This is a genomic window from Mycobacterium sp. (assembly GCF_035697385.1).
Lineage (GTDB): Bacteria > Actinomycetota > Actinomycetes > Mycobacteriales > Mycobacteriaceae > Mycobacterium.
In genome coordinates this window covers 1-19,826 of record NZ_DASSCY010000030.1, presented here as the reverse complement: position 1 = coordinate 19,826, position 19,826 = coordinate 1, and the positions used below count along the sequence as shown (strand labels likewise).

Here is a 19,826-nt window from a genome sequence, read left to right as displayed (position 1 = left end):
TTGGCGACCGCGGAGAAGGCCGTTGAGGCCTACCGCAAAGGTATCGCCAATGCCGAGCCCATCGGAGCCTTCGTCAACGACTACCTCTCGGCGGTGTTTCATCCGTTTGTCTCCGAGGACGAGGGGAAGGCATTCGGCTGGGTGATGAGCGAGGAAGTGGCCCACCAGCGCAGCCTGCTCTACCGCTATCACGACACCTTCCCGCGCCCCCAGGGCATCCCCGTCTGGCCCAACCTTGCCCCGCCAACCACGCGCGAGGAAGCGCTGGCAATTCAGCAGTCCGGCTCGCTCATCGGGACGCCCGACCAGGTGATCGAAACCCTGCGCAAGTACGCCGAACTCGGCATCAACGGATGCTCCCTGGGCGTCGGGATGTTTGGTCGCGAACACGCGCTGGAGACAATAGAGGTATTCGGCAAATACATCATCCCTGCACTGGATACGGACCCCGAATTCCGGACCGATGGCTTCCGCTACGGGACCACGGCCTGATCTTCGCGCAGCGATTTCGCTTGGCGCACACTGTTTTCCGGCTAATCTGTTCACGTCAGCAATGAAAACCCAAAGTCGGGTACGGCCTTCTTTGCTGCCGATAGAGAAGAGGTAGGTCCTTGTCCGCGTTCACCGACGAGACTATCGAGCTTTCACAACTGACTTTTCACTATCGCGAGGCAGGCAATCCCGGTGCGCCGCCGCTCATTCTCCTGCACGGGCTCATGTACGACGCACGGGATTGGGACGAGATCGCGCTCTTCCTGGCCGATCACTATCACGTCTTCGCCCTCACGCAGCGCGGTCACGGCGACAGCGCCAGGTCCGACGTCTACTCGTTTGAATTGATGTGTGACGATCTCGAAGCGTTCGCCGATGCACTTGCCCTGGACCGCTTTACGTTGATCGGACACTCAATGGGCGCAAGAATAGGGTGCATCTTCGCGGAGAAATTCCCAGAACGCATTGAGCGACTGGTCTTCGAAGATACTGCTCCCATCGACGTAGACTTTCCGGCGTCTGCCGAAGAAGTGCCGGGAGGGGCCCCTTTCGATTATTCCGCGCTCACCTCACTCGTTGACCAGATTCACAACCCGGATCCGTCCTGGTGGAACGATCTGCCTAAGATCACCGCTCCGACGCTCATTATCGGCGGGGGATCAATCAGCTACACGCCTCAGGAGGGGTTAGCTGAGGCCGCACGTCGTATTCCCGATGGTCAGCTCGCGACGATTGAGGGGGCCGGACATATGGTCCACCGCACTTGCCCACAAGAATACAAACATTTGTTGGGGCGGTTTCTCTTGGGCAATGTCGACGAGCTCGAAGTGAGCTGACGTCCCGTCGACTGGACCTCGAGTCGTTGAGGGCAGTGCCCACGTCCTCCACGCGCATGAGCTACCCCCCGGGTGCGGGCACCTGCGCGTATACACAGTCTGGTTGCGTCAGCGCAGCTTTGGTCCTACAGCCCCACCGGGCCAATACCTCGCCGCGTGGATTTTTGCCGCGTACAGAGACCGTATCGACGAGACCAACTCGACGAAGACTGTGTTCGCGGCGTTCTCACCGTCGCCGAACTACACGGAACGCGAAACGAAGACACCACGATCCACAGCTGCACTCGCTACCACACCGAGAAAGGTCGCAGTGCAGCGTTTTGTTGGATCGGCCGACAGCGTCGGCAACCGTCGTCGCCAGACCCGGCGAAACAACGCAATTGTAGTTAGGAAACAGGATGATTCTTGTAACAGCCGCCAACGGTAACGTTGCGCGTCAGGTGATTCCGATTCTTGCTCGCGCCGGCCTAAAGGTGCGTGGGTTGCGGGCCAGAAGCGGCAATGAAAAGGCTCTCGTCGATTTGGGTGTCAGCGAGGTTGTGATAGGCGACATCCGCGATCCTGCAACCATCCGCTCGGCCATGAATGGCGTGCAAAGCGTCTTTCATGTCTGCCCTGGCGGATTGGCATACTGGGAGACTGAGATCGGCTACTCGATCATCGACGCCGCGATCGCCGAAGGTGTCGAGCATGTCGTTATGAGCACGCTGATGCACCCGATCATCACCGCATTGCTTCAGCATCGGACCAAGCGAGATGTCGAGGAGCGCCTCATCTCCTCGCCGGTGAATTGGACGATTCTTCAGCCCGCCGACTACATGCAAACGTTGGTGCCGCCTTCGACGTTCAGTACCGGGGTGTTGCCTGTCGCCTACGGCCTGGGACAGAGGCACAGCGCGGTGGATCTGATGGATGTGGCCGAGGTGGTATGCAAGGTTCTGGTCGAGGGCAAGCCGCATTTCTGGGCGCGCTATGAACTCTGCGGTCTCCCGCAGGCGTTTGATGCGGATGTGCTTGCCGAAACCGCGAGCAAGGTCTGCGGCCGTAGCGTTGCGGTGCAACCGGTTTCGGGCCCGGAGTACATGAGGATTTGGGCACGAGAGGAAGGTCCGCCCATTGGCTCGGCGCACGGCCTGGAGGATCCGGCCGGCCGCGATTTCGCGCGACGAGTCCTTGTCGCGATAGCGGATTGGTACAGCACTCACGATTACGTGGGCAACCCGAATATCCTGACCTGGCTGCTGGGTCGCCAGCCGACCTCCCTTGAGGAGTACCTGCATCGCCTCTACCGGCAGGTTCACTCAGCTGAAGCGCCGTGCTGAAACGTGTTTGCACGTCCCCATGGTGGACGGCAAGCACACAACCCGTGTTGGATTAATCGGCGAACAGACTTCCGTTCCGAATTGCGGCAGTGCGTCCAGCGCCAAAGTCCTTGCCTCTCGGTCGCATCGACGACCGGGCCGCCGGGGCGTGTGCCACGGCAGCACCTAGGCCCTTCCTTCACGAGGCACCCGGTCGCCGTGGCTATGCCCCACGCTCAGCCGTGGTGCACGGCCCGAGCGCTAAGCGATCGTCTACACCTTGTGGTTCACCCCGCGTTCGGCCTGCCCGAGAGCATGGCCAAGACCTCGGTGTAGGTACCAGCGACGAGGATGACCTGCTTGACGCCAGCACACCACCGCAGCAGACGCGGATGACGTTCGGAGGAGCTAGATCTGAGTGTCAACGGCTCGCGGCAACGACGGCAACCTGGATCAGGGACTCCCCGCACGCCTGACACGCGCCCACCGTAGATGCCACGTGAGATGGCGCGCGGAGGGCTTGACAATGTTAGTCACGTCACGGTAGAAAATTAAACAACATCGTAAGCACGGGCACTTCACATGCAGGTCGCGGCGCGCGCGGACACAACAGAACCCCATGCCGCACTCGACTGAACCCGCATCACCCAGGGCAAGCGAGTCAGGGAGGAACACCTCAATGGAATTCATGATCAGCTTCTTCAACACGCTCCCCAACCACATGCGCGGGAATCCAGACGCTGAGCACAAGGTCATCATGACCGATCTGGAGTACATGATCGCCGCCGAAGAGGCGGGGTTCAAGTATGTGATCGTCCCCGAGCATCACTTCCTCGACGAGTACTCGCACATCTCGGGCAACGCCCCCGTGCTCGGCTACCTCGCCCATGCGACCAAGCGCATCCACCTGCTGTCGGGCATCATGAATCCCCTTCCACAGATTCGGCACCCCGCCACGGTTGCCGAGGCATGCGCGTACCTGGACCACATCTCTTGCGGGCGTTTCGAATTCGGGTCAGGCCGCGGCGCAGGCAGCCACGAGATTCTTGCGTTCTTTCCTGAGGGCACCGAGATCAACCATACGAAGGAAGTCTGGGAAGACGTGATCTCAGAGATCCCGAAGATGTGGATGCAGGAGACCTACGAGGGTTATAGCTCCAAGTACTGGTCGCTGCCGCCGCGCAAGATCGTGCCCAAGCCATACGGGAAGGGCCACCCCCCGCTGTGGTACGCCGCAGGAAATACTCCCAGCTGGGAGAACGCCGGGCGCAAAGGGATGGGCCTCATCGGCAACTCGATCACCAACCTGGCGACAGCGGAGAAGGCCAATGAGGCCTACCGCAAGGGAATTGCCAATGCCGAGCCCATCGGCGCCTTCGTCAACGACTACCTGTCCGCGGTGTTCCACCCGTTCGTGTCCGAGGACGAAGGGAAGGCATTCGACTGGGTGATGAGCGAGGAAGTCGCCCACCAGCGTAGCCTGCTCTACCGCTATCACGACACCTTCCCGCGCCCCCTTGGCATACCGCTCTGGCCCGAACTCGCCCCCCCAACAACGCGCCAGGAAGTCCTGGCCATGCAGCAGGCCGGCTCGCTGATCGGGACGCCGGACCAGGTGATCGAAACCCTACGCAAGTACGCCGAACTCGGCGTCAACGGCGTCGGGTTCGGCGTCGGGATGTTTGGTCGCGAGCACGCGTTGGAGACAATAGAGGTGTTCGGCAAGTACATCATCCCTGCACTGGATACGGATCCGGAATTCCGGACCGACGGCTTCCGCTACGGGACCACACCCTGATCCCCGTGTAGCGATGTTGGCACGTCGAATGCCGCTGTTTGTTTCTCTTCGGCAATGTCGACCAGCGCGAAGTGAGCTGACGTCCCGTCGACTTGTCCTCAAGTCGTTGAGGACAGTGCCCACGTCCTCCACGCGCATGGGCTACCGGTGCGCGATCATGGCTCCTCGAGATCGCTGACGCGGATAAGTCGGTCCCTCAGCACGACCTCGGCGAACTGATAGAGCACCGCTCCTGTCGGTGCGTTGATCAGAAAGCCCAGGAGCGGAAGCTGAATGACTCGCCGGTCGGTTTTCTGAATCGCCTCGAAACGGGGGGTGGTGAGCAGCTCGGCGAAGGACACGAAGTGCACGCTGGCGACTTCATCTGGATTGGGTTGAGCATCTACTCCGTTGGCTGCCCAGCACACGATTGGGGCGATGACGTATCCCGATCTGGTCGCGTAATCGTCGAGTCGGCCGAGAACGTGGTCGCGCGTCAGGCCGATGCCGAGTTCCTCGGCCAGTTCGCGCAGGCCTGCGGCGACGGAGTCTTCGCCCGGCTCTACCCGCCCGCCGGGCAGCACGTATTGCCCAGGGTGTTCACGCATTTCGGCTGACCGTTTGGTGAGCCAGATGCCGTACTGGCCGTTCTGCTCGGTCACCGCGATGACGACGGTGGCTGCGCGCAAGCCGTCGGTCGGCGCGATTAGCGGCGCGAACCCCCGCAGTCGGCGGGCGATCTCTGAGCGCAGGGTGCGCGACTCCGTGAGGCCGCCGGGCACACTTGTCATCGATCGCTTCGCCGTCTCGCCGTCCGCAGCCGGTGAACGTGACTGTGGTGGCTCACTTTTGCGACCTTTCCGGAGGTGGTGCCGATCCGAACTGGCGCACGACCACAGTTCCGGTTGTCTTTCGCCATTCGTTGGTCACAACGGCAGCTCACGAAGTGGATCGGTTCCGTCCCAGTCAGTTGACGCCGTCGCGATCGCTTCGAAAATGGCGACGAAATCTGGTGTCGGCTTGTGGAGTTCGATCGCGTGGCCAAGCGAGGCCCATGCATCGCAGTAGGACACGTCGAATGTGCCCAGCGATGCGTGCCAAAAGCGTGGAATGCCCGCCGCTTCCAGCCGCTGCACCTCGGCTTCGGGGTCCTCCGCCACATAGCAGATGTGGTTGATGTGGTTGGCGGCCGTGGTGTTGCCGACCAACGCCTGGCGAAGTCCGGCTGGCGAGACGTGATGGATCTCGACGAGTTCGACGAAGATGTCGTTCCACTTCGCGACGACTACGGATTGTTCCAGTACGCACGGTTTTCCGTAGTAGCGGGCGTCGGTAATGGCGGTGTTCCTGGCGAACCAGAAGAACGGCCCAGCGCCGAAGGTGGTTACCCAGCGGTCCACTGCCACTGCGATGTCGTCGACGGTGTAGCCGATATGGTGGATCGGTCGTGAGACGGGCCTAATGCGCGGCAGTGCACTCATCGATGCTCTCCCTGGTCGCTGGGGAGGTCATGTGGCAGCGCGGTCGCCGGCGCGGAGGAGGTCGGCAATCTCCTGGCGCAGCATCACCTTGTTTACTTTGTGGATGTTGGTCAGCGGGAGTTCGGAACGGATCTCGATGCGCTCGGGCCACTTGAACTTGGCGACGCCGCGCGTTTGCAGATACACCCGGACCGCATCGAGGTCGATGGTGTCCGCGCCGGGCCGCAAAGCGAAGAAGGCGCAGGCCTTTTCGCCGAGCCGGTCGTCGGGCATGGCAACGACCGCCGCGCGCTCCACGCCGGGTAGTTCGAGCAGCAGTTGCTCGACTTCCTCGGCGTTGATCTTCTCTCCCCCGCGATTGATCAGATCCTTGATCCGGTCTTCGAGCCGGTAGTAGGAGCGGCCTTCGTGTCGAAATTCGGTGACAATATCGCCGCTACGGTACAGCCCGTCGGCGGTGAAGGCGACAGCGTTGCGCTCGGGGGCGTCGTAGTACCCGCGGATGGTGTAGGGACCGCGCACGCACAGTTCACCAGCGTGGCCCTCCGGCAATTGAGTCTCCGTGCCGGGCTCATAGACGCGCACCTCGTCACGCAGGCACACCGGTGTGCCTTGGGTGCCATGGCGGATCGCCGCGGGCGCATCGCGGGGAGAGAGCATCGTCAACCCCTCCCCCATGCCGAACAACTGAATCACCTTGCACGTGTCTGTTTCGAACTCGTCAATCACCGACGGAGGTACGGCCCGGTCGCCCCACGCGAGCGTACGGAGGCCGGCGAGCAAATTGCGCAGGCGCGGTTCGGTTTCGATGAGTCGCAGAATGGGACGCGTCATCAGAATATGGGTGAGCGGGGTGCGCGCAGCGGCACGCAGGAACGCCTCCGTGTTCACCGCCGAGGTGACGAAGCACGCGCCGACAGCGTGCGCAGCGTGCAGTGCGCACACGATCCCGGCGTTGTGGATCAGCGGCAGCAGATGCGCAACGGCGCTGTCAGAGGTCATGGTCCCCACCTCGGCCCACGCGCGCGCGTTGTACCAGTATTCAGCGTGAAGTCGCGGAATCAGCTTGGGGACACTGGTCGTTCCGCCCGACAGCTGTAGCACGGCAACGCCATCCGTGGCCAGACTGTGCTGAATCTCGGCAACGAGCTGGCGCGGGTTGCCGTTTGCGTATTGCTGGTCTGCCAGCGCCTCGATCGACACCTCGCCGTCGGCCGACTGCCCGGTACCGACCGTGAGTTTGACTCGCAAGCTCGGCTGCGCCTCGGCGACCTGGTGGGCCAACGCGCGCAGATCATGGCGGCCAAAGGGGGGCTCGAACAGGTGCGCGGCGGGCCGACACTGCTTAGCGATGGCATTGATTTCATGCGAGCCGTGTTGGGCCAGCGTTGCCACCGGCACCAGCCCGGCCTTGAGCACCCCGTACCACGCCAGCACCGACCAAGCGTGGTTGGTCACTTGAAACATCACGCGCTCGCCGGGTGTGAGACCCAACCCAACGAGGCCTGCTGCGATCCGATCGGTGATCGCGCCCAGTTCTTCAAAAGTGAATTGAACGTCGGAGTCGGCCACCGCGGGGTTGCTGCCGTAGGTGTCGATGGTGAGCTGCAGTTCGTCGGCGATTGTGCGTGTGCCCCAGAGGCCGTCAGCGCGGTACTCGCGGACCAGAGACTCTGGGTACGGCACCACGCCCGCGGCGAGGTCGCTGAGGGTCGTCATGGTTTGATCCGCTCCTTCGACCATTCAGTGATTGTTTGTGCTGCCAAGGTCGTCCCGGGTTCGTCGCCGGGTGCCAGCGGTCTGCCGAAGTGATCGGCCCGGATGCGGCGATGTGTCACGTCGTCGGAGGCGGCGACTTTCACCGCTGCGGCGACGTCGGCAGGAAACACCGAGGCATCGCCGGTGAACTCGATGATCAGTGTCGGTACGGTGACGCCGGCCAGTGAACGGTTGAGCGACGCGTTCGATGACAGCCCGGACCACGTGGACAGCCATGCCTCCGGGGTCGCCAGTCGGCCGAACCCGGTGACGCCGTAGTTGGAGACCGACGGCTTGGCACTGATCACCGACCCGTACGGCCGTTCGGATGGGTCCAGCTGGAGGTCGGTGCATCGCAGGTCGGCATCGGTGCGGTAGGTGGTGATGATCGGCGTCAGGATACTTTGGCGCCCGTCCTGTCGGGTTCCGGTTCCCGACTTGGCTTTCTTGCGCGCCGACATCTGTCGATCGATCAGTTCGTGGGCTCGTTCGTCGATCCGGGCGACGCGTTGCGCCTGAGCGGCACGGTAGGCGCCGACGAAGCTCTCGGTGTAGTGCGAGCCGCCATCTTCGGCCGAAGCGAACCCGTTACGCGGATCGAACGGATCCAGCTCGGGGTCCAAGGACAACGGGTCGTTCTCGTCGGTGACCGACGGATCAATGGCGGCCAGCAGCAGCTTCCCCTGCCCCGGGTGGGGGGCGATGAGGCTCAACGCGTCGGGAACCGGCATCGGCGCCTCCCGCAGTTTGGTCGGGGCACCGCCGGGGGTGTTAGCGATCCGCGCACCCGGTTCGGCCTGAGCCTGCTCGGTGTAGAAGGAGTAGAGCCCGCCCCCTCCTGAATGCCCGATCAGCACCACGTGAGAGTAGGTGTGCTGCAGCCACTCCAGGCCGGCGGCGACATCGAGCAGCGCACTTTCATGGATCAGCCGCAGATCGTTGCCCACCTCGCGACCCGCCTGCGCCCACACCGAGTCGCCACCGGCGAGGATGTCCGGAATGATGGGATGCTGGCGCAGATCCTGCCGGGGATGCATGAGACAGAACACCGTGCCGCTGGCGTTGGCGGGCCGGTAAAGGGTGCCTCGCGTCACCTCACCGTCATAGGTAATGAGGGTGTGCGAGCTGCCGTGCACGCCGTCGGGCAGCGGTCTGGGCCAATAATCGTTCGCCAGAGCAGCGCGTCCGCGCCCCGACGGTTCACGGTGGGCCTGAGCGAGCACTTGTCGTTCGTCGATATCGTGAACCATTGCTCCTGATCCTGTGTTACGACTTGCATTTGACGTGGAGCGGTTCGCCTAAACCGCTGTGGCTATCTGTGCCCGCCGCGTTCCTGCCCCATAGAAGATGACGCGGGCAGTGTCGGTATCGCCCATCGTCACCCTGAATCGATGGGTCGTGAGTGGCCGCGGGGAGCTACGGTCCGCCGCCGCACCACTTTCTCCGTCTATGGATGCGCCCCGGCGGGGAGTGTCCCATCCTGCAGACACCGAATACCTCCCGTCCCACCGTGCGCGTCGCCGGCGTGGCCATGCAGACGCTGTAACCCCGGCCACACTACGACCGTCCTAACGGTATTGTCAAATAGTTGCCGCAGTCGTAAGATAACAATATTCCGAGCGGCCTTGGCGTCCCACGTGCAGTGTCGTCCGGGTGCGCAGCGTGAATGACGCAGGGCTCGTGCCGCATTCGGCGGCTGGTGAGATGTCGGGGACTAGGGCACGGGCTGGGAATCGGCTACTTGCAAGGAGGCAACGTGTCATCCATCGGCATCGAGCGCGTGAACTACATTGCTCTGAACGCGCGGGATCCCGAACTCGCCGCCAGGTTCGCCACGGAGCGGTTGGGATTCAACCTTGTCCAGGCGGACGCCGACGGCAGCCACTACCTCAGTGCCCATGGTGTGGACCGCTACTCCTTGGTCTACAAGCCCGGCGATGTGCACGGGCTGCACCACGTCAGTTACCTGGTCCACGATCGACAAGCGCTTGACGCAGCAGCGCGCAGGCTTGAGGCGGCGGGCGTTGCCGTCGCCAAACACCGCCAGGCGGAATGGGAAGGGGCACCGGCCATCCGGTTTCACACCCCGGCTGGACACCTGCTGGAATTCACCACCGGGACCAGCACAGAAATTCCGGTGGCGCATCTGATCGAAGCGCCCGAATCCGGCGGTCCAGAACCCGTTGTCGCAGATCATCTTGGATTGGGTGCCGCGGACTTCCAAGCTGAAGAACATTTCATGCTCAACACGCTGGGCCAGCTGTGCTCGAGCCGCACCTTCGGCCCGGACGGTGTGCAAGTGATGGGGTTCTTGCGCGCTCCCGGCCGCTACCTCTTCCACGACGTCGTGCTGGTCCAAACACCGCAGCCGGCGTTGCACCACATCCAGTTCAGCCTCAAGAATGTGGATTCGTTCTATTCCACGGCCGCAGCACTACAAGACAACGAAGTGAAGATCGAGTGGGGTCCGCTTCGGCACGGGCCCGGTCACAACATCGCGATGTACTTCCGTGACGCGGAGGGTTATTGGTTCGAATACTCCGTTGAGGAAGAGATCATCTTGCACGACCCGACGTATGTGCCGCGGTCGTGGACCATCGAGGATCCACACGTCGTGAACGAATGGGACGTCAACGACTCCCCGCCCCCTGAACTCCTGGGCCCGCCACCGGCGGACGCGTTCTTGGGAACCGATCTCGATGTGACCTTCGCGGTCAAGGACTCCTAACCGATAACCACGGCTCTAGTCGGGAATGGGTAGTGGTAATGGGCTCGCGGACAGTCGGTTTCATTGGATCGGGGTGCCTCGACTTGCCGTTGGCGCAGCACTTGCTCAGCGAGGGATTTGATGTTGCGACCACAGAGCGGGGACGCAGCAACGAACTCGTCGCACTCCTTCTGGCGGATCGCGGCGTCCGTGTCGATGTTCGTACCGCTGGCTGCCTGCGACGTGATCGTCTTGGGCACCGCGACGGAAAGCGGGCTAGACGGCAAGTTTCTCGAGGGCGGCGACTACGTCACCGCCTGCGTCGACGGTGTCGACATGTTGACCGACCGCGACAACGGAGGCACGCACCATGACACGCTTGGACATCATCGGAGGCGGACCCGCCGGAGCGTTCACCGCTCGTCTGGCGGCGCTGCAATACCCGGACTGGGAGGTTCGACTGTTCGAGCGCTTAGCGCCCGACGATACTTTCGGATTCGGCGTCGGATTGACGCGCGCATTGCTCGAGGCAGTGCATAACGCCGACCCCGCGATCCATCAACGCTTGTTGGCGGCTACGCTGCCGTTTTCGTCGGCCGAGTTTCGTGTTGACACAGGCACAACCAGCTTCTTGCAGTTCCACAGCGGAGCGATCAGACGGTCCGAACTGTTGCGCATCCTGCTCGAAGGAGCCGCCGAGGCCGGCGCCGAAGTCAACATCGGCACCGTCGCCCACGTCGACGACGTGCGTGACGGTGCCGATATCGTCGTCGGCGCGGACGGCCTGTCGAGCAGCACCCGCACTCGGTTTGAATCCCAATTCGGCGTCACGACCACGCTGGGTCGCGGTGTGTTCATCTGGTGCGCGGCCGACATCGAACTGGAGGGCACCATCTTCCAGCCCGTCGAAACGCCGGCGGGCTTGTTCGTCATCCACGCTTACCCCTACGCAAAGGGCCTGTCCACGTTCGTCATCGAGGCATCTGTTGAGACGATCGAGCGCGCCGGGTTCACCAACCGCAACTGGACATCTGACGCCGCCTCCGACGACGAAGCGCTGGAATATCTGAGTAAGGCATTCACCAAGGTGCTCAAGGGTGCGCGATTTTTCGGTAACAGGTCCAGATGGTCGCATTTCACCACGCTTCAATGCCGAAACTGGTCCTATCAGAACGTCGTATTGATCGGCGATGCGGTTGCCACGGTCCACCCATCACTAGGGTCTGGCACAAAAGTGGCGATGGAAAGCGCGATCGCGCTCGTGAACCAGTTGAAAGCATTGGGCACGCGAGCGCCCCACAAGCTTCTCCTGGAGTACACCCGCAACCGCCGGCGGCAGGTCCAACGGCTGCAGGACAGGGCTCGGCGCAGTCAACTGTGGTGGGAATCCTTCGCGCGCCGCAAAGACATGTCGGGGCCGCGACTGGCGTTTGCGTATCTCAGCCGCGCCGGAGTGGTCTCCCTTGACAGTCTGGCCGCCGTAGATCCCGGGCTGGTCGCACAGGCCGCAGCGGACTTCTCCGGTGCGGCGCCGACTGCGGTCCCTACCCGAGACCTGACCCCGTGGGTCCTGCGCCAACCGTTCGACACCGCCGGGATGACGCTACCGACGAGAGTGCTCTCGCGCGGCGTCGATGGCGCTACGACCATCGAAGTCACCTCGGGCGATGCGTGGGGACCCGACGGCGATGACTATGTGCGCCAAGTCAGGAGTCAACTTCACAATGGAACACAAGTTGTCACGCTCACTGGCGGCAATGACCGCGGCGAGATAATGGATCGGCTCGCAGTCGCCGAGCGGATCAGGCTGGAAACACATGGTGTGGTTGCGATTCGCGCGTCCGCCGACCACAACGTTCTGGTCGCCGACGGCATCCTCGCCGGCCGGGCTGACCTCGTACAGCCTGATTCCGATACTTAGACCGCACGCCCGGAAGGCGCGTGCTCTGCGCCTATCGCAGACTTCCTACCAACGGCAGGATCACCTCATCTACTATCGCTTCAATCTCGCTGCGCGGCAGCGGCGCTGACTGCATGTGCGCCATGATCACCAACTGCGGGCCGACGGCGGCGATGCGTTCAGTCACCGCGCGAGGATCGGCGCCGTGACGGTCGGTCGCCCTCTGGAGCACGTGCAACAACATTGCGAAAAGCGGTTGTGCCACCCGTCGGAAAACCTCGTCGAACAGCTGGGGATGGCGGGGCCGCTGGGTCAGCAACGGTCGCAGCGCCCGCCCGCGCGGCTCATTGAGCACTTCGGCAAGATTCGTCAGCACAGCGATCAGGTCCAAGCGAAGGGATCCGGTGTCGGGGACGAGTGGGTCACCGAAACCGGTGAGCGGGTCGGTGAGTGCGTCCAGCACCAGCTCGGCCGGGCTTCGCCAGCGGCGATACAACGATGCCTTGCCCGCACCGGCGCGCGCGGCAATCCGATCGAAGCTCAGCTGCTCGAAGCCGTTGTCCGCCAACTCTTCCAAGGTCGCGATGTAGATCGCGCCGCAAAGCCCTATCACGTCATGAACCCGTATGACGACGGCATCGGGCTCGACGAGTACGTCGATTGGCTCATCGACGCGGGATATCCGATTTCTCGTGTTGGCGATTTCGCCGCCTGGTTGCCGCGGTTCGACACGACGCTTCGCGCGCTGCCGGAGCGGCAGCGCCAAGCGTCACTGCTCCCGCTGATCCACAACTACCAGCGGCCGGAGGCACCCGTTCGCGGGTCGATCGCACCGACCGAGCGGTTCCGCTCGGCGGTGCAGGATGCGAAAATCGGTCCCGGCAAGGACATTCCGCACGTGACAGCCGCGATCATCGTCAAGTACATCACCGACCTGCAGCTGCTCGGCCTGCTGTAAGGCGACGCTCGCCGAGCGTGCGTCCACTGCGAAAAATCCCAAGGAATTTCGCGCTGGGCGCACGTTCGGCGCTCAGTCGTCTGTTGCCGGCGCCCCGAAGTCCATGTCGGCCAGCTGCGGGTACTGCCACGGTTGGTGTTGCAACTTGGCGCGAAGCCGGTCGCGCAGCAGCAAGGTCTCCGACAGCACGTCGATATCGTTGAGCCCGGCCGTGTCGATCCAGACGTAGTCCATCGCGATGTAGCCGTCGTAGTCGTGGATTTGCATCGCATCGATGACGCGCTCGTAGTCGATCGTGTTGTCTTTGAGGGGGCATTGCATTCGGCCGGTGCGGGCACCGCGGGCCTTGAAGTGTCGCGCATGCCGCAGCAGCGGCTCGATGTCATCGTCGCTGAAGCCCTGCACGGTGAAATGTGTGTAGTTCAAGGCTAACTCCAGCGCAGGTGCCCGTTGGCACAGATCGAGCGCCTCCTTGGGGGTCGAGCACACCGAGCCGATGTGGGGCTCGATGGACAGCCGGATGCCGCGCGCGCCGGCCGCTTCGGCGCGCCGTTGCAATTCGTCTGCCGCGCGGGCCAGCGATTGCTCGTGGTCTTCTCCGTCCCAATCGATTCCAGGCAGCAAGGTCATTCCCGGTACTTGCAGCCGAACCGCTAGGTCAAGGACATCGTCGAACAATGCCCACGATTGCTTACGTTCGTCGGCGTCTGGATGGTTGACCGCCAGCGTCTGCAGTGCGTTGCCGGGAACACAGAAGATGTCGGCGAATTCGAGACCCGCACCGCGAACTCGCTCATCGAATCTGCCTGCCCAACCGGGGATATCGGCACGGACGTCCTCGAGCGCCACGCCCAGGCTGTTGCCGCCGCGCAGGATCAGGTCATACCCCTCGAACCCAAGATCCGCGAAAAGTTTGATGCTGAGTCGCTGTGGGAGGAGCGGGAAGGACTCTCCACCGGCCGCCAATTGCATCATGCCGTCCTCGGGTCGGTCTTTTCAGCTGTGATCGCGGGGGCGCGAAGGAGTGCGGTTATCGCCGCGACATCGTCGACATCCTCGAGCGCGCCGCACTGGCCGATGATCGCCTCCGTCATAGCGGCGTCACTGACACGACGCATGTTCGATCTGAACTTGCGCTCGATCCGATCTTCGGTGAGGCGATCGGGATGTCCTGCAGCCAGGCCGTGTTCAGCCGAGAATTCACCTTTGCTGGTCGTCAAAGTGACCGCGGTGGGTTGTTGGGCTACGGGCAGGTTGGTGTGGTTTGGATCCTCGTCGACTGTTACCGCCAGTCGGTCGGCCAACGCAAGCATGCGCGCGTCGCCCATGGCAGCGGTGGTCATGTGTTCCACGCCGAGGTACCCGTCGAGCAGCACCCTGGCGGCCAGGCACGGCGCGGATCCAAGTGCGTCGGTGCCGGTTGGTGGCCGGTACAGGCTGGCGCCCATGTTCTTCAGCGCGGCCGAAAGATATTGGGGCAGGACAATTTCGCCGCGTTCGACGTCGTCAGCGCCGATACCGTGGGCGTGCATGATCTCCTCGACGCCTTCGACTGTGTTCTGACACATGGCACCGCAGGGATACAGCTTTACGGCGACCTCTTCGGCCAGCCACCTGTCCCCGAGCCCATCGAGCACTCGGTCGGCGCTCCATTCGTGTCCCCACGCGTGCGAATGGTAAAAGCCTTGGGGACCGTCGATGGTCGCCAGGCTGCAGGTGTAGTCCGCCGCCGCGAGGCGCGCCGCGGTGACTCCGGCGTGGGCGGCCCAGCCGGGCTGAATCGGTTTGTTCCGCGCCCCGCCGGTGGCCCAGCCTTCGACGGTTCCTGAAGTAAAGCTGACGACGAGCGCGAGCGCGTTGGCGGTCTGGTCGGCGTTCAGTCCCATGAGTTTGGCCGCGCCCGCGGCGGCCCCGAAAGCGCCGAACACCGACGTCGAATGGAATCCTTCGGGTTCATACAGTCCAAGTCCGTCGAGCTTGTGGATGCCGGAGGCGAGTCGCAGAGCGATCTCGGCGGCGACGATCCACGCCTCGGCCAGGGCCAAGCCGCTGGTGTGGTGCTCTTCGGCGACGGCCAAAGTCGCTGCGGTGGCAAATGATTCGCAATGGATCATCGTGGCCAGGTGGATGTCGTCGAACTCGAAGCTGTGGGCCAGTGTTCCGTTGAGGAAGGCCGCCACCGGCGCCGAGGTGCCGCCGGGTACGCCGACCACGGTGCAGGGGCCCGCCCCGATGTCGGCTGCGTGGCTGGCGATGAGTTTGGCGGCGTGGCGATCCTCGCTGGTCCAGGCGACGTAGGCGGCACCGAGCATGTCCAGGATCTGCCAGCGTGCGCGCCGCATCAGGACCGAATGGCGTTCACTGCGGTCAAGGTCGAACTCCGCGACGAAGCGACCGAGCCGCTCGGCCAACGAGGGCTCGAAATCAGTGCTCACAGTTGACCTCACTTCTCGAAAGGGCCGCGGCGGACGACAGTCTGGCGCCCGACATGCAGGCCGGGGTGGCGCCCGGCGGCATCGGGCAGGGAAGACTTAGCGCGCGGCCGAAATGATCAGATGACGTTGGTGTTGGGCGGCAGACCGCAGCGCACACGACCGTGGACTTCGGCGTTGGTGTTGCTGGCCAACACACCGTGCAGCGACATCGCCTGAGCGTCGCGGACCAGCCGCTGAAGGGGGTCCTTGATGTTGAGCGAACTGGCGCCGGATCCCTTTTGCACGATGTCGACAACCTCGCGGCCGAGCCGGCTACACCAGCCGACGTCTCCTTTCAGCCGCGCGCGCGTTGATATGTCGCCAGGCGTTTCGCGCAGGGATTCGGCCATTGCCAACGCGTGCCTCATGTGGAACCGGGCCTGGTCGAGCTTCATGACGGCCTCGTCCACCTGTAGATGGGTGACGGTCGCATCGGCCGCCGACGCGTAGTCGAGGTAGGTGATTGCCCTTTTCTGGACACGTTCTTCGAAGAGTTCGAGCGCGCCGGTCGCCATGCCGACAGGGGTTGCGGATGTGCATGCGGTGAAGAACGGCGCCATCGGGATCTTGAAGTAGGGATCGTCGCCGAACCGTCGCGAGATGCCGTGATCGAAGTCCGACGCGTGCAGGATGCGGTGGGCGGGAACGAAGACATCGTCGACACTGATGGAACTCGATCCCGTGGCGACGAGGCCGGTGACGAACCAGTCGTCGTGAGCAGTCCAATCGCTTCGCGGCACCATCACCCACGCCATCCCCTGCGGGCCATCTGGCCCCATCATCATGGCGGCCATTTGCCCCCACTTGGCGTGGCGATTGCCGGTTGCGAACCGCCAGTGGCCGGTCAGTCGGTAGCCACCGTTCGCCGGGCTCAGCTGCGCCGATGGCGTCACGACGCCACACATGAACGGGTGGCCGCTGGCGTAGACCTCGTCTTGGGCTTCGTCGTCGAACTTGGCGAGCAAGTAGGGAGACGCCGTGTAGAGCGCGATCGACCACGACGCTGAACCGGACGCGCGTCCGAACAGCTCGGAGACGGCGAGTACATCGGCTAGCGGCGCCTGTTGACCGCCGTAATGCTTGGGCGCGGCCATCCACAGCAAGCCGGCGTCCTCGATCGCCTCGATCGTCTCGTCCGGCATCCGCCGCAGCCGCTCGGCCTCTTCCGTCCGGTCGCGCAAGTGAGGCAGTAGGGCCGCCGCCCTTTCAACCGCGTCTACCGACGTTGATGCCACCTTGTTAGCTCCTTCGGATCTACCAGCCACGTTCTCCATTGACGGGCCGTGACGACGAACTCCAGGCTATGACATTGCCCACACGGCGTCAACAGGTGTGATGAAAATTTGACTCACTAGAAAGCTAGGTTGGGCTGCAGCATTCTTTTGGGCAACCGGCCGTGGAGACGTCACACGTGCCCCCGTCTCCCGGATGGGCCGGGACTCGATGTTTTGACTTTATTGTCTAAAAGTCGTCACACTCGTAGATGCCCCGGGTCAGGCAACTGGAGCGCACTGAGAAGGAGCAGATGTGAAGCGTCGGCGACGGGCCGGAGATACCGGCGAGCGATGGCTCATCGAGTTCAAGTGCTGGAATCTCCACCGGGAATTCACGGTGTGGATAGGACGCCCGTCCCGCGTCAAACCAACCGAGCGCACGCGTGCCTTCGCCGCGTCGATTAGTTCCGGGAGCCGCGGATGCGAACCCAACGTCCTAGGCCGCAACGCTGTAACGGTGCCGCAAGCCAGCTAGGGCGGTCCGGCGCCGGAGAGCAACATCGATGACCACGCGACCTGGTCCTGCCTCAAGCGCTGTCATCGCAGCCCTGCCCGACGAACTGGTGCTGCTCGATCCCGACGTCGTCGCTACCTACAGCCGTGATCACTCCCGGTTTACCCAGAGCGCCGTTCCCGACGCCGTATTGGTGCCGCGATCGACCGAAGAAGTCGCGGCGTGTCTGCGGGTAGCGCATCGCCACGGGGTGCCGGTGATTCCACGCGGGGCAGGTAGTGGGCTCAGCGGCGGCGCCAACGCCACAGTCGGATCCATCGTCTTAAGCCTGCATCGAATGAACGCGATCCTGGAGATCGACGATGTAAACCGTATCGCGGTCACGCAACCTGGCGTCGTCACCTCCGAACTGCGTGACCGCGCAGCGGCAGCCGGGCTGTTCTATGCACCCGATCCCGGTAGCGTCGACTTCAGCACTATCGGTGGCAATGTCGCCACCAACGCCGGCGGCATGTGCTGCTTAAAATACGGCGTCACAGGCGATTTCGTCATCGGCCTTGAGGCGGTTCTTGCTGACGGACGCGTCTTGCGAACTGGTCGCCGCACCGCCAAGGGCGTCGCTGGGTTCGACCTGACCCATTTGCTGGTTGGATCGGAAGGAACGCTCGCCGTCATCACTGAGATAACGCTGAAACTTCTTCCCGCCCCACGCGATCCGCACACTCTCGTCGCGGCGTTCGCCAGCCTCGACCAGGCTGGCCGCACCGTGAGCGATATCGCGTCATCCGGAATAACGCCGTCGATGCTCGAGATCCTGGACCGCACCACCGTGCAGGCTGTCGATGAGCTCGCCAAGATGGGTCTTGGCCGAGACGTCGCAGTCCTGCTGCTGATGCAAGCGGACGACTCCGACGCCGAAAACACGCTTGCAGCGATCGAGAGCATCTGTCGTCGACACGGTGCCGCTGACATCGCGGTTAGCTCTGACACAGCCGAGTCGGCGATGCTCTTGGCGGCTAGACGGCTGGCACTTCCCGCTCTCGAGCGCCTAGGGAACTGGCTGCTAGACGACGTCGCGGTACCGCGATCACGAGTCACAGAGCTGATGTCATCGATCGAATCCATTGCTGCTCAGTTCGATCTAACGATCGGCGTCTTCGGTCACGCCGGTGATGGCAACCTCCACCCCACGATCATCTACGACGAAACCGATCCGGCCAGTCGCGCGGCAGCCCTGGGCGCATTCGATGCGATCACCCAACGCGCCCTGGACCTCGGGGGAACCATCACCGGCGAACACGGCGTGGGCCGACTCAAATCCCGCTGGCTGACTGTTGAGCACGACGAGGTGTCTCTAGCAGTGCAACGATCAGTGAAGGACGCGCTCGATCCCGAGCGCATCCTCAACCCCGGTGCCGTCTTGGAAGCGCACAGTTGATGGCGATGGCATCGCCGCTCAGGCGGTGATCTCCTTGAGGTCCAGCAGGTGTCCCATCCGGTCACGCTTGGCCTCCAGATAGCGGATGTTGTGCTGCGTGGGCGCGGTCTGCAACGGCACGCGGCCGACGACCTCCACACCGTGGCCATCAAGGCCGCTGTACTTATGCGGATTATTCGTCATCACCCTGATTTTGCGAACACCCAGGTCGGCGAGGATGGCCGCCCCGACACCGTATTCGCGCGTGTCGACAGGCAGCCCCAATGCCGTATTGGCGTCGACGGTGTCGAGTCCCTGCTCCTGCAGCTGATACGCGCGCAGCTTGTGTCCGATGCCGATGCCGCGACCTTCCTGGCCCCGCAGATAGACCACGACACCGCGGCCTTCTGCCACGATTCGCCGGAGCGCGAGTTGCAACTGCGGGCCGCAGTCACAGCGCAGCGAATCAAACAGGTCGCCGGTCAGACACTCGCTGTGCACCCGCACCAACACCGGCTCGTCGCCCGACACGTCGCCCAGCACAAGGGCCAAGTGCTCGACATCCTCCAGCACGGAGCGGTAGGCGACGACCCGAAACTCCGCTTCGGGCGTGGCGACCGTCGCCTCCCCCGAGCGTTCGGCCAAGGTGGTCATCGCCCGCCGATGCCGCACCAGGTCCGCGATGGTGATGATCGGCAGCCCATGTCGGCGAGCGAATTCGACAGCATCCGGTCCGCGCATCATGCCCAGCCGGTCCGGGGTGACCATCTCGCACAGCAAGGCCGCCGGGGCGGTTCCCGCCAGCTGGCACAGATCAATACCCGCTTCAGTGTGTCCCGCCCGTTTGAGCACACCTCCGGGCCGCGCCCGCAGCGGCATCACGTGGCCCGGGCGGGCGAGATCCTCCGGGCGGGTACCTGGATCCGCCAGCGCCCGACTGGTCGCCGCGCGGTCGGCGGCGCTGATGCCCGTCGTCGTGCCGACCCGGACATCCACG

15 protein-coding genes and 2 pseudogenes are annotated in these 19,826 nt (G+C 63.4%); 8 read left to right on the top strand and 9 right to left on the bottom strand.

All coding sequences use genetic code 11. The features are described from left to right. The 4 genes and pseudogenes from VFH65_RS02985 to VFH65_RS02970 all read left to right on the top strand — a co-directional run. Nucleotides 1-492: pseudogene (locus VFH65_RS02985) on the top strand (hypothetical protein); the annotation flags it as partial. A 119-nt stretch (nucleotides 493-611) separates the two neighbouring features. Next, entirely contained in the window at nucleotides 612-1,328 is a 717-nt protein-coding gene (locus VFH65_RS02980) for an alpha/beta fold hydrolase (RefSeq protein ID WP_353319645.1), read from the top strand. Between the two features lie 398 nt (nucleotides 1,329-1,726). Further along, nucleotides 1,727-2,650, top strand: a complete 924-nt coding sequence (locus VFH65_RS02975) for an NmrA family NAD(P)-binding protein (RefSeq protein WP_353319644.1) — start codon at nucleotides 1,727-1,729, stop codon at nucleotides 2,648-2,650. Nucleotides 2,651-3,308: 658 nt separating this feature from the next. After that, on the top strand, nucleotides 3,309-4,427 hold the full coding sequence (locus VFH65_RS02970; protein WP_353319643.1) for an LLM class flavin-dependent oxidoreductase: 1,119 nt from the start codon (nucleotides 3,309-3,311) through the stop codon (nucleotides 4,425-4,427). Between the two features lie 155 nt (nucleotides 4,428-4,582). On the opposite strand, the gene VFH65_RS02965 is transcribed toward VFH65_RS02970, so the two are convergent. The 4 genes from VFH65_RS02965 to VFH65_RS02950 all read right to left on the bottom strand — a co-directional run bounded on the left by VFH65_RS02965 (nucleotide 4,583) and on the right by VFH65_RS02950 (nucleotide 8,895). Beyond that, nucleotides 4,583-5,197: an NUDIX hydrolase gene (locus tag VFH65_RS02965; RefSeq protein ID WP_353319642.1), complete on the bottom strand. Its 615-nt coding sequence runs from the start codon at nucleotides 5,195-5,197 to the stop codon at nucleotides 4,583-4,585. Nucleotides 5,198-5,332: 135 nt separating this feature from the next. Continuing rightward, entirely contained in the window at nucleotides 5,333-5,887 is a 555-nt protein-coding gene (locus VFH65_RS02960; RefSeq protein WP_353319641.1) for a VOC family protein, read from the bottom strand. Nucleotides 5,888-5,914: 27 nt separating this feature from the next. Then, on the bottom strand, nucleotides 5,915-7,606 hold the full coding sequence (locus VFH65_RS02955; RefSeq protein WP_353319640.1) for an AMP-binding protein: 1,692 nt from the start codon (nucleotides 7,604-7,606) through the stop codon (nucleotides 5,915-5,917). Next, nucleotides 7,603-8,895 (bottom strand): alpha/beta hydrolase, encoded by a 1,293-nt coding sequence (locus tag VFH65_RS02950; protein WP_353319639.1) that lies wholly within the window; start codon nucleotides 8,893-8,895, stop codon nucleotides 7,603-7,605. Before VFH65_RS02950 ends, VFH65_RS02955 begins: the two co-directional genes overlap by 4 nt. Before the next feature lie 506 nt (nucleotides 8,896-9,401). Between VFH65_RS02950 and VFH65_RS02945 the strand changes: the two genes are divergently transcribed. Further along, entirely contained in the window at nucleotides 9,402-10,373 is a 972-nt protein-coding gene (locus VFH65_RS02945; RefSeq protein WP_353319638.1) for a VOC family protein, read from the top strand. 358 nt (nucleotides 10,374-10,731) lie between these two features. Further along, the gene (locus VFH65_RS02940) at nucleotides 10,732-12,273 is read left to right on the top strand and encodes an FAD-dependent monooxygenase (RefSeq protein WP_353319637.1); all 1,542 of its coding nucleotides are present in this window, start codon (nucleotides 10,732-10,734) and stop codon (nucleotides 12,271-12,273) included. Nucleotides 12,274-12,304: 31 nt separating this feature from the next. On the opposite strand, the gene VFH65_RS02935 is transcribed toward VFH65_RS02940, so the two are convergent. After that, nucleotides 12,305-12,865, bottom strand: coding sequence for a TetR/AcrR family transcriptional regulator (locus VFH65_RS02935; RefSeq protein ID WP_414688344.1), 561 nt, complete (start codon nucleotides 12,863-12,865; stop codon nucleotides 12,305-12,307). Between VFH65_RS02935 and VFH65_RS02930 the strand changes: the two are divergent. After that, nucleotides 12,857-13,210, top strand: a pseudogene (locus VFH65_RS02930) (hypothetical protein); the annotation flags it as partial. The gene VFH65_RS02935 and the pseudogene VFH65_RS02930 overlap by 9 nt on opposite strands. A gap of 72 nt (nucleotides 13,211-13,282) precedes the next feature. Here VFH65_RS02930 and VFH65_RS02925 read toward each other — a convergent pair. From VFH65_RS02925 to VFH65_RS02915, 3 genes are all read right to left on the bottom strand, one after another. After that, nucleotides 13,283-14,182, bottom strand: a complete 900-nt coding sequence (locus VFH65_RS02925) for a sugar phosphate isomerase/epimerase family protein (RefSeq protein ID WP_353319636.1) — start codon at nucleotides 14,180-14,182, stop codon at nucleotides 13,283-13,285. Further along, nucleotides 14,182-15,645 carry an MmgE/PrpD family protein gene (locus VFH65_RS02920; RefSeq protein ID WP_353319635.1) on the bottom strand — a complete coding sequence of 488 codons (1,464 nt, stop codon included), beginning with the start codon at nucleotides 15,643-15,645 and terminating at the stop codon, nucleotides 14,182-14,184. Before VFH65_RS02920 ends, VFH65_RS02925 begins: the two co-directional genes overlap by 1 nt. 116 nt (nucleotides 15,646-15,761) lie before the next feature. Continuing rightward, nucleotides 15,762-16,919, bottom strand: coding sequence for an acyl-CoA dehydrogenase family protein (locus VFH65_RS02915; RefSeq protein ID WP_353319634.1), 1,158 nt, complete (start codon nucleotides 16,917-16,919; stop codon nucleotides 15,762-15,764). A 542-nt stretch (nucleotides 16,920-17,461) separates the two neighbouring features. Here VFH65_RS02915 and VFH65_RS02910 point away from each other — a divergent pair. Next, nucleotides 17,462-18,850, top strand: a complete 1,389-nt coding sequence (locus tag VFH65_RS02910) for an FAD-binding oxidoreductase (protein ID WP_353319633.1) — start codon at nucleotides 17,462-17,464, stop codon at nucleotides 18,848-18,850. A gap of 18 nt (nucleotides 18,851-18,868) precedes the next feature. On the opposite strand, the gene ribA is transcribed toward VFH65_RS02910, so the two are convergent. Continuing rightward, the coding region (gene ribA, locus VFH65_RS02905; protein WP_353319632.1) for a GTP cyclohydrolase II at nucleotides 18,869-19,826 on the bottom strand (958 nt) is incomplete at its 5' end.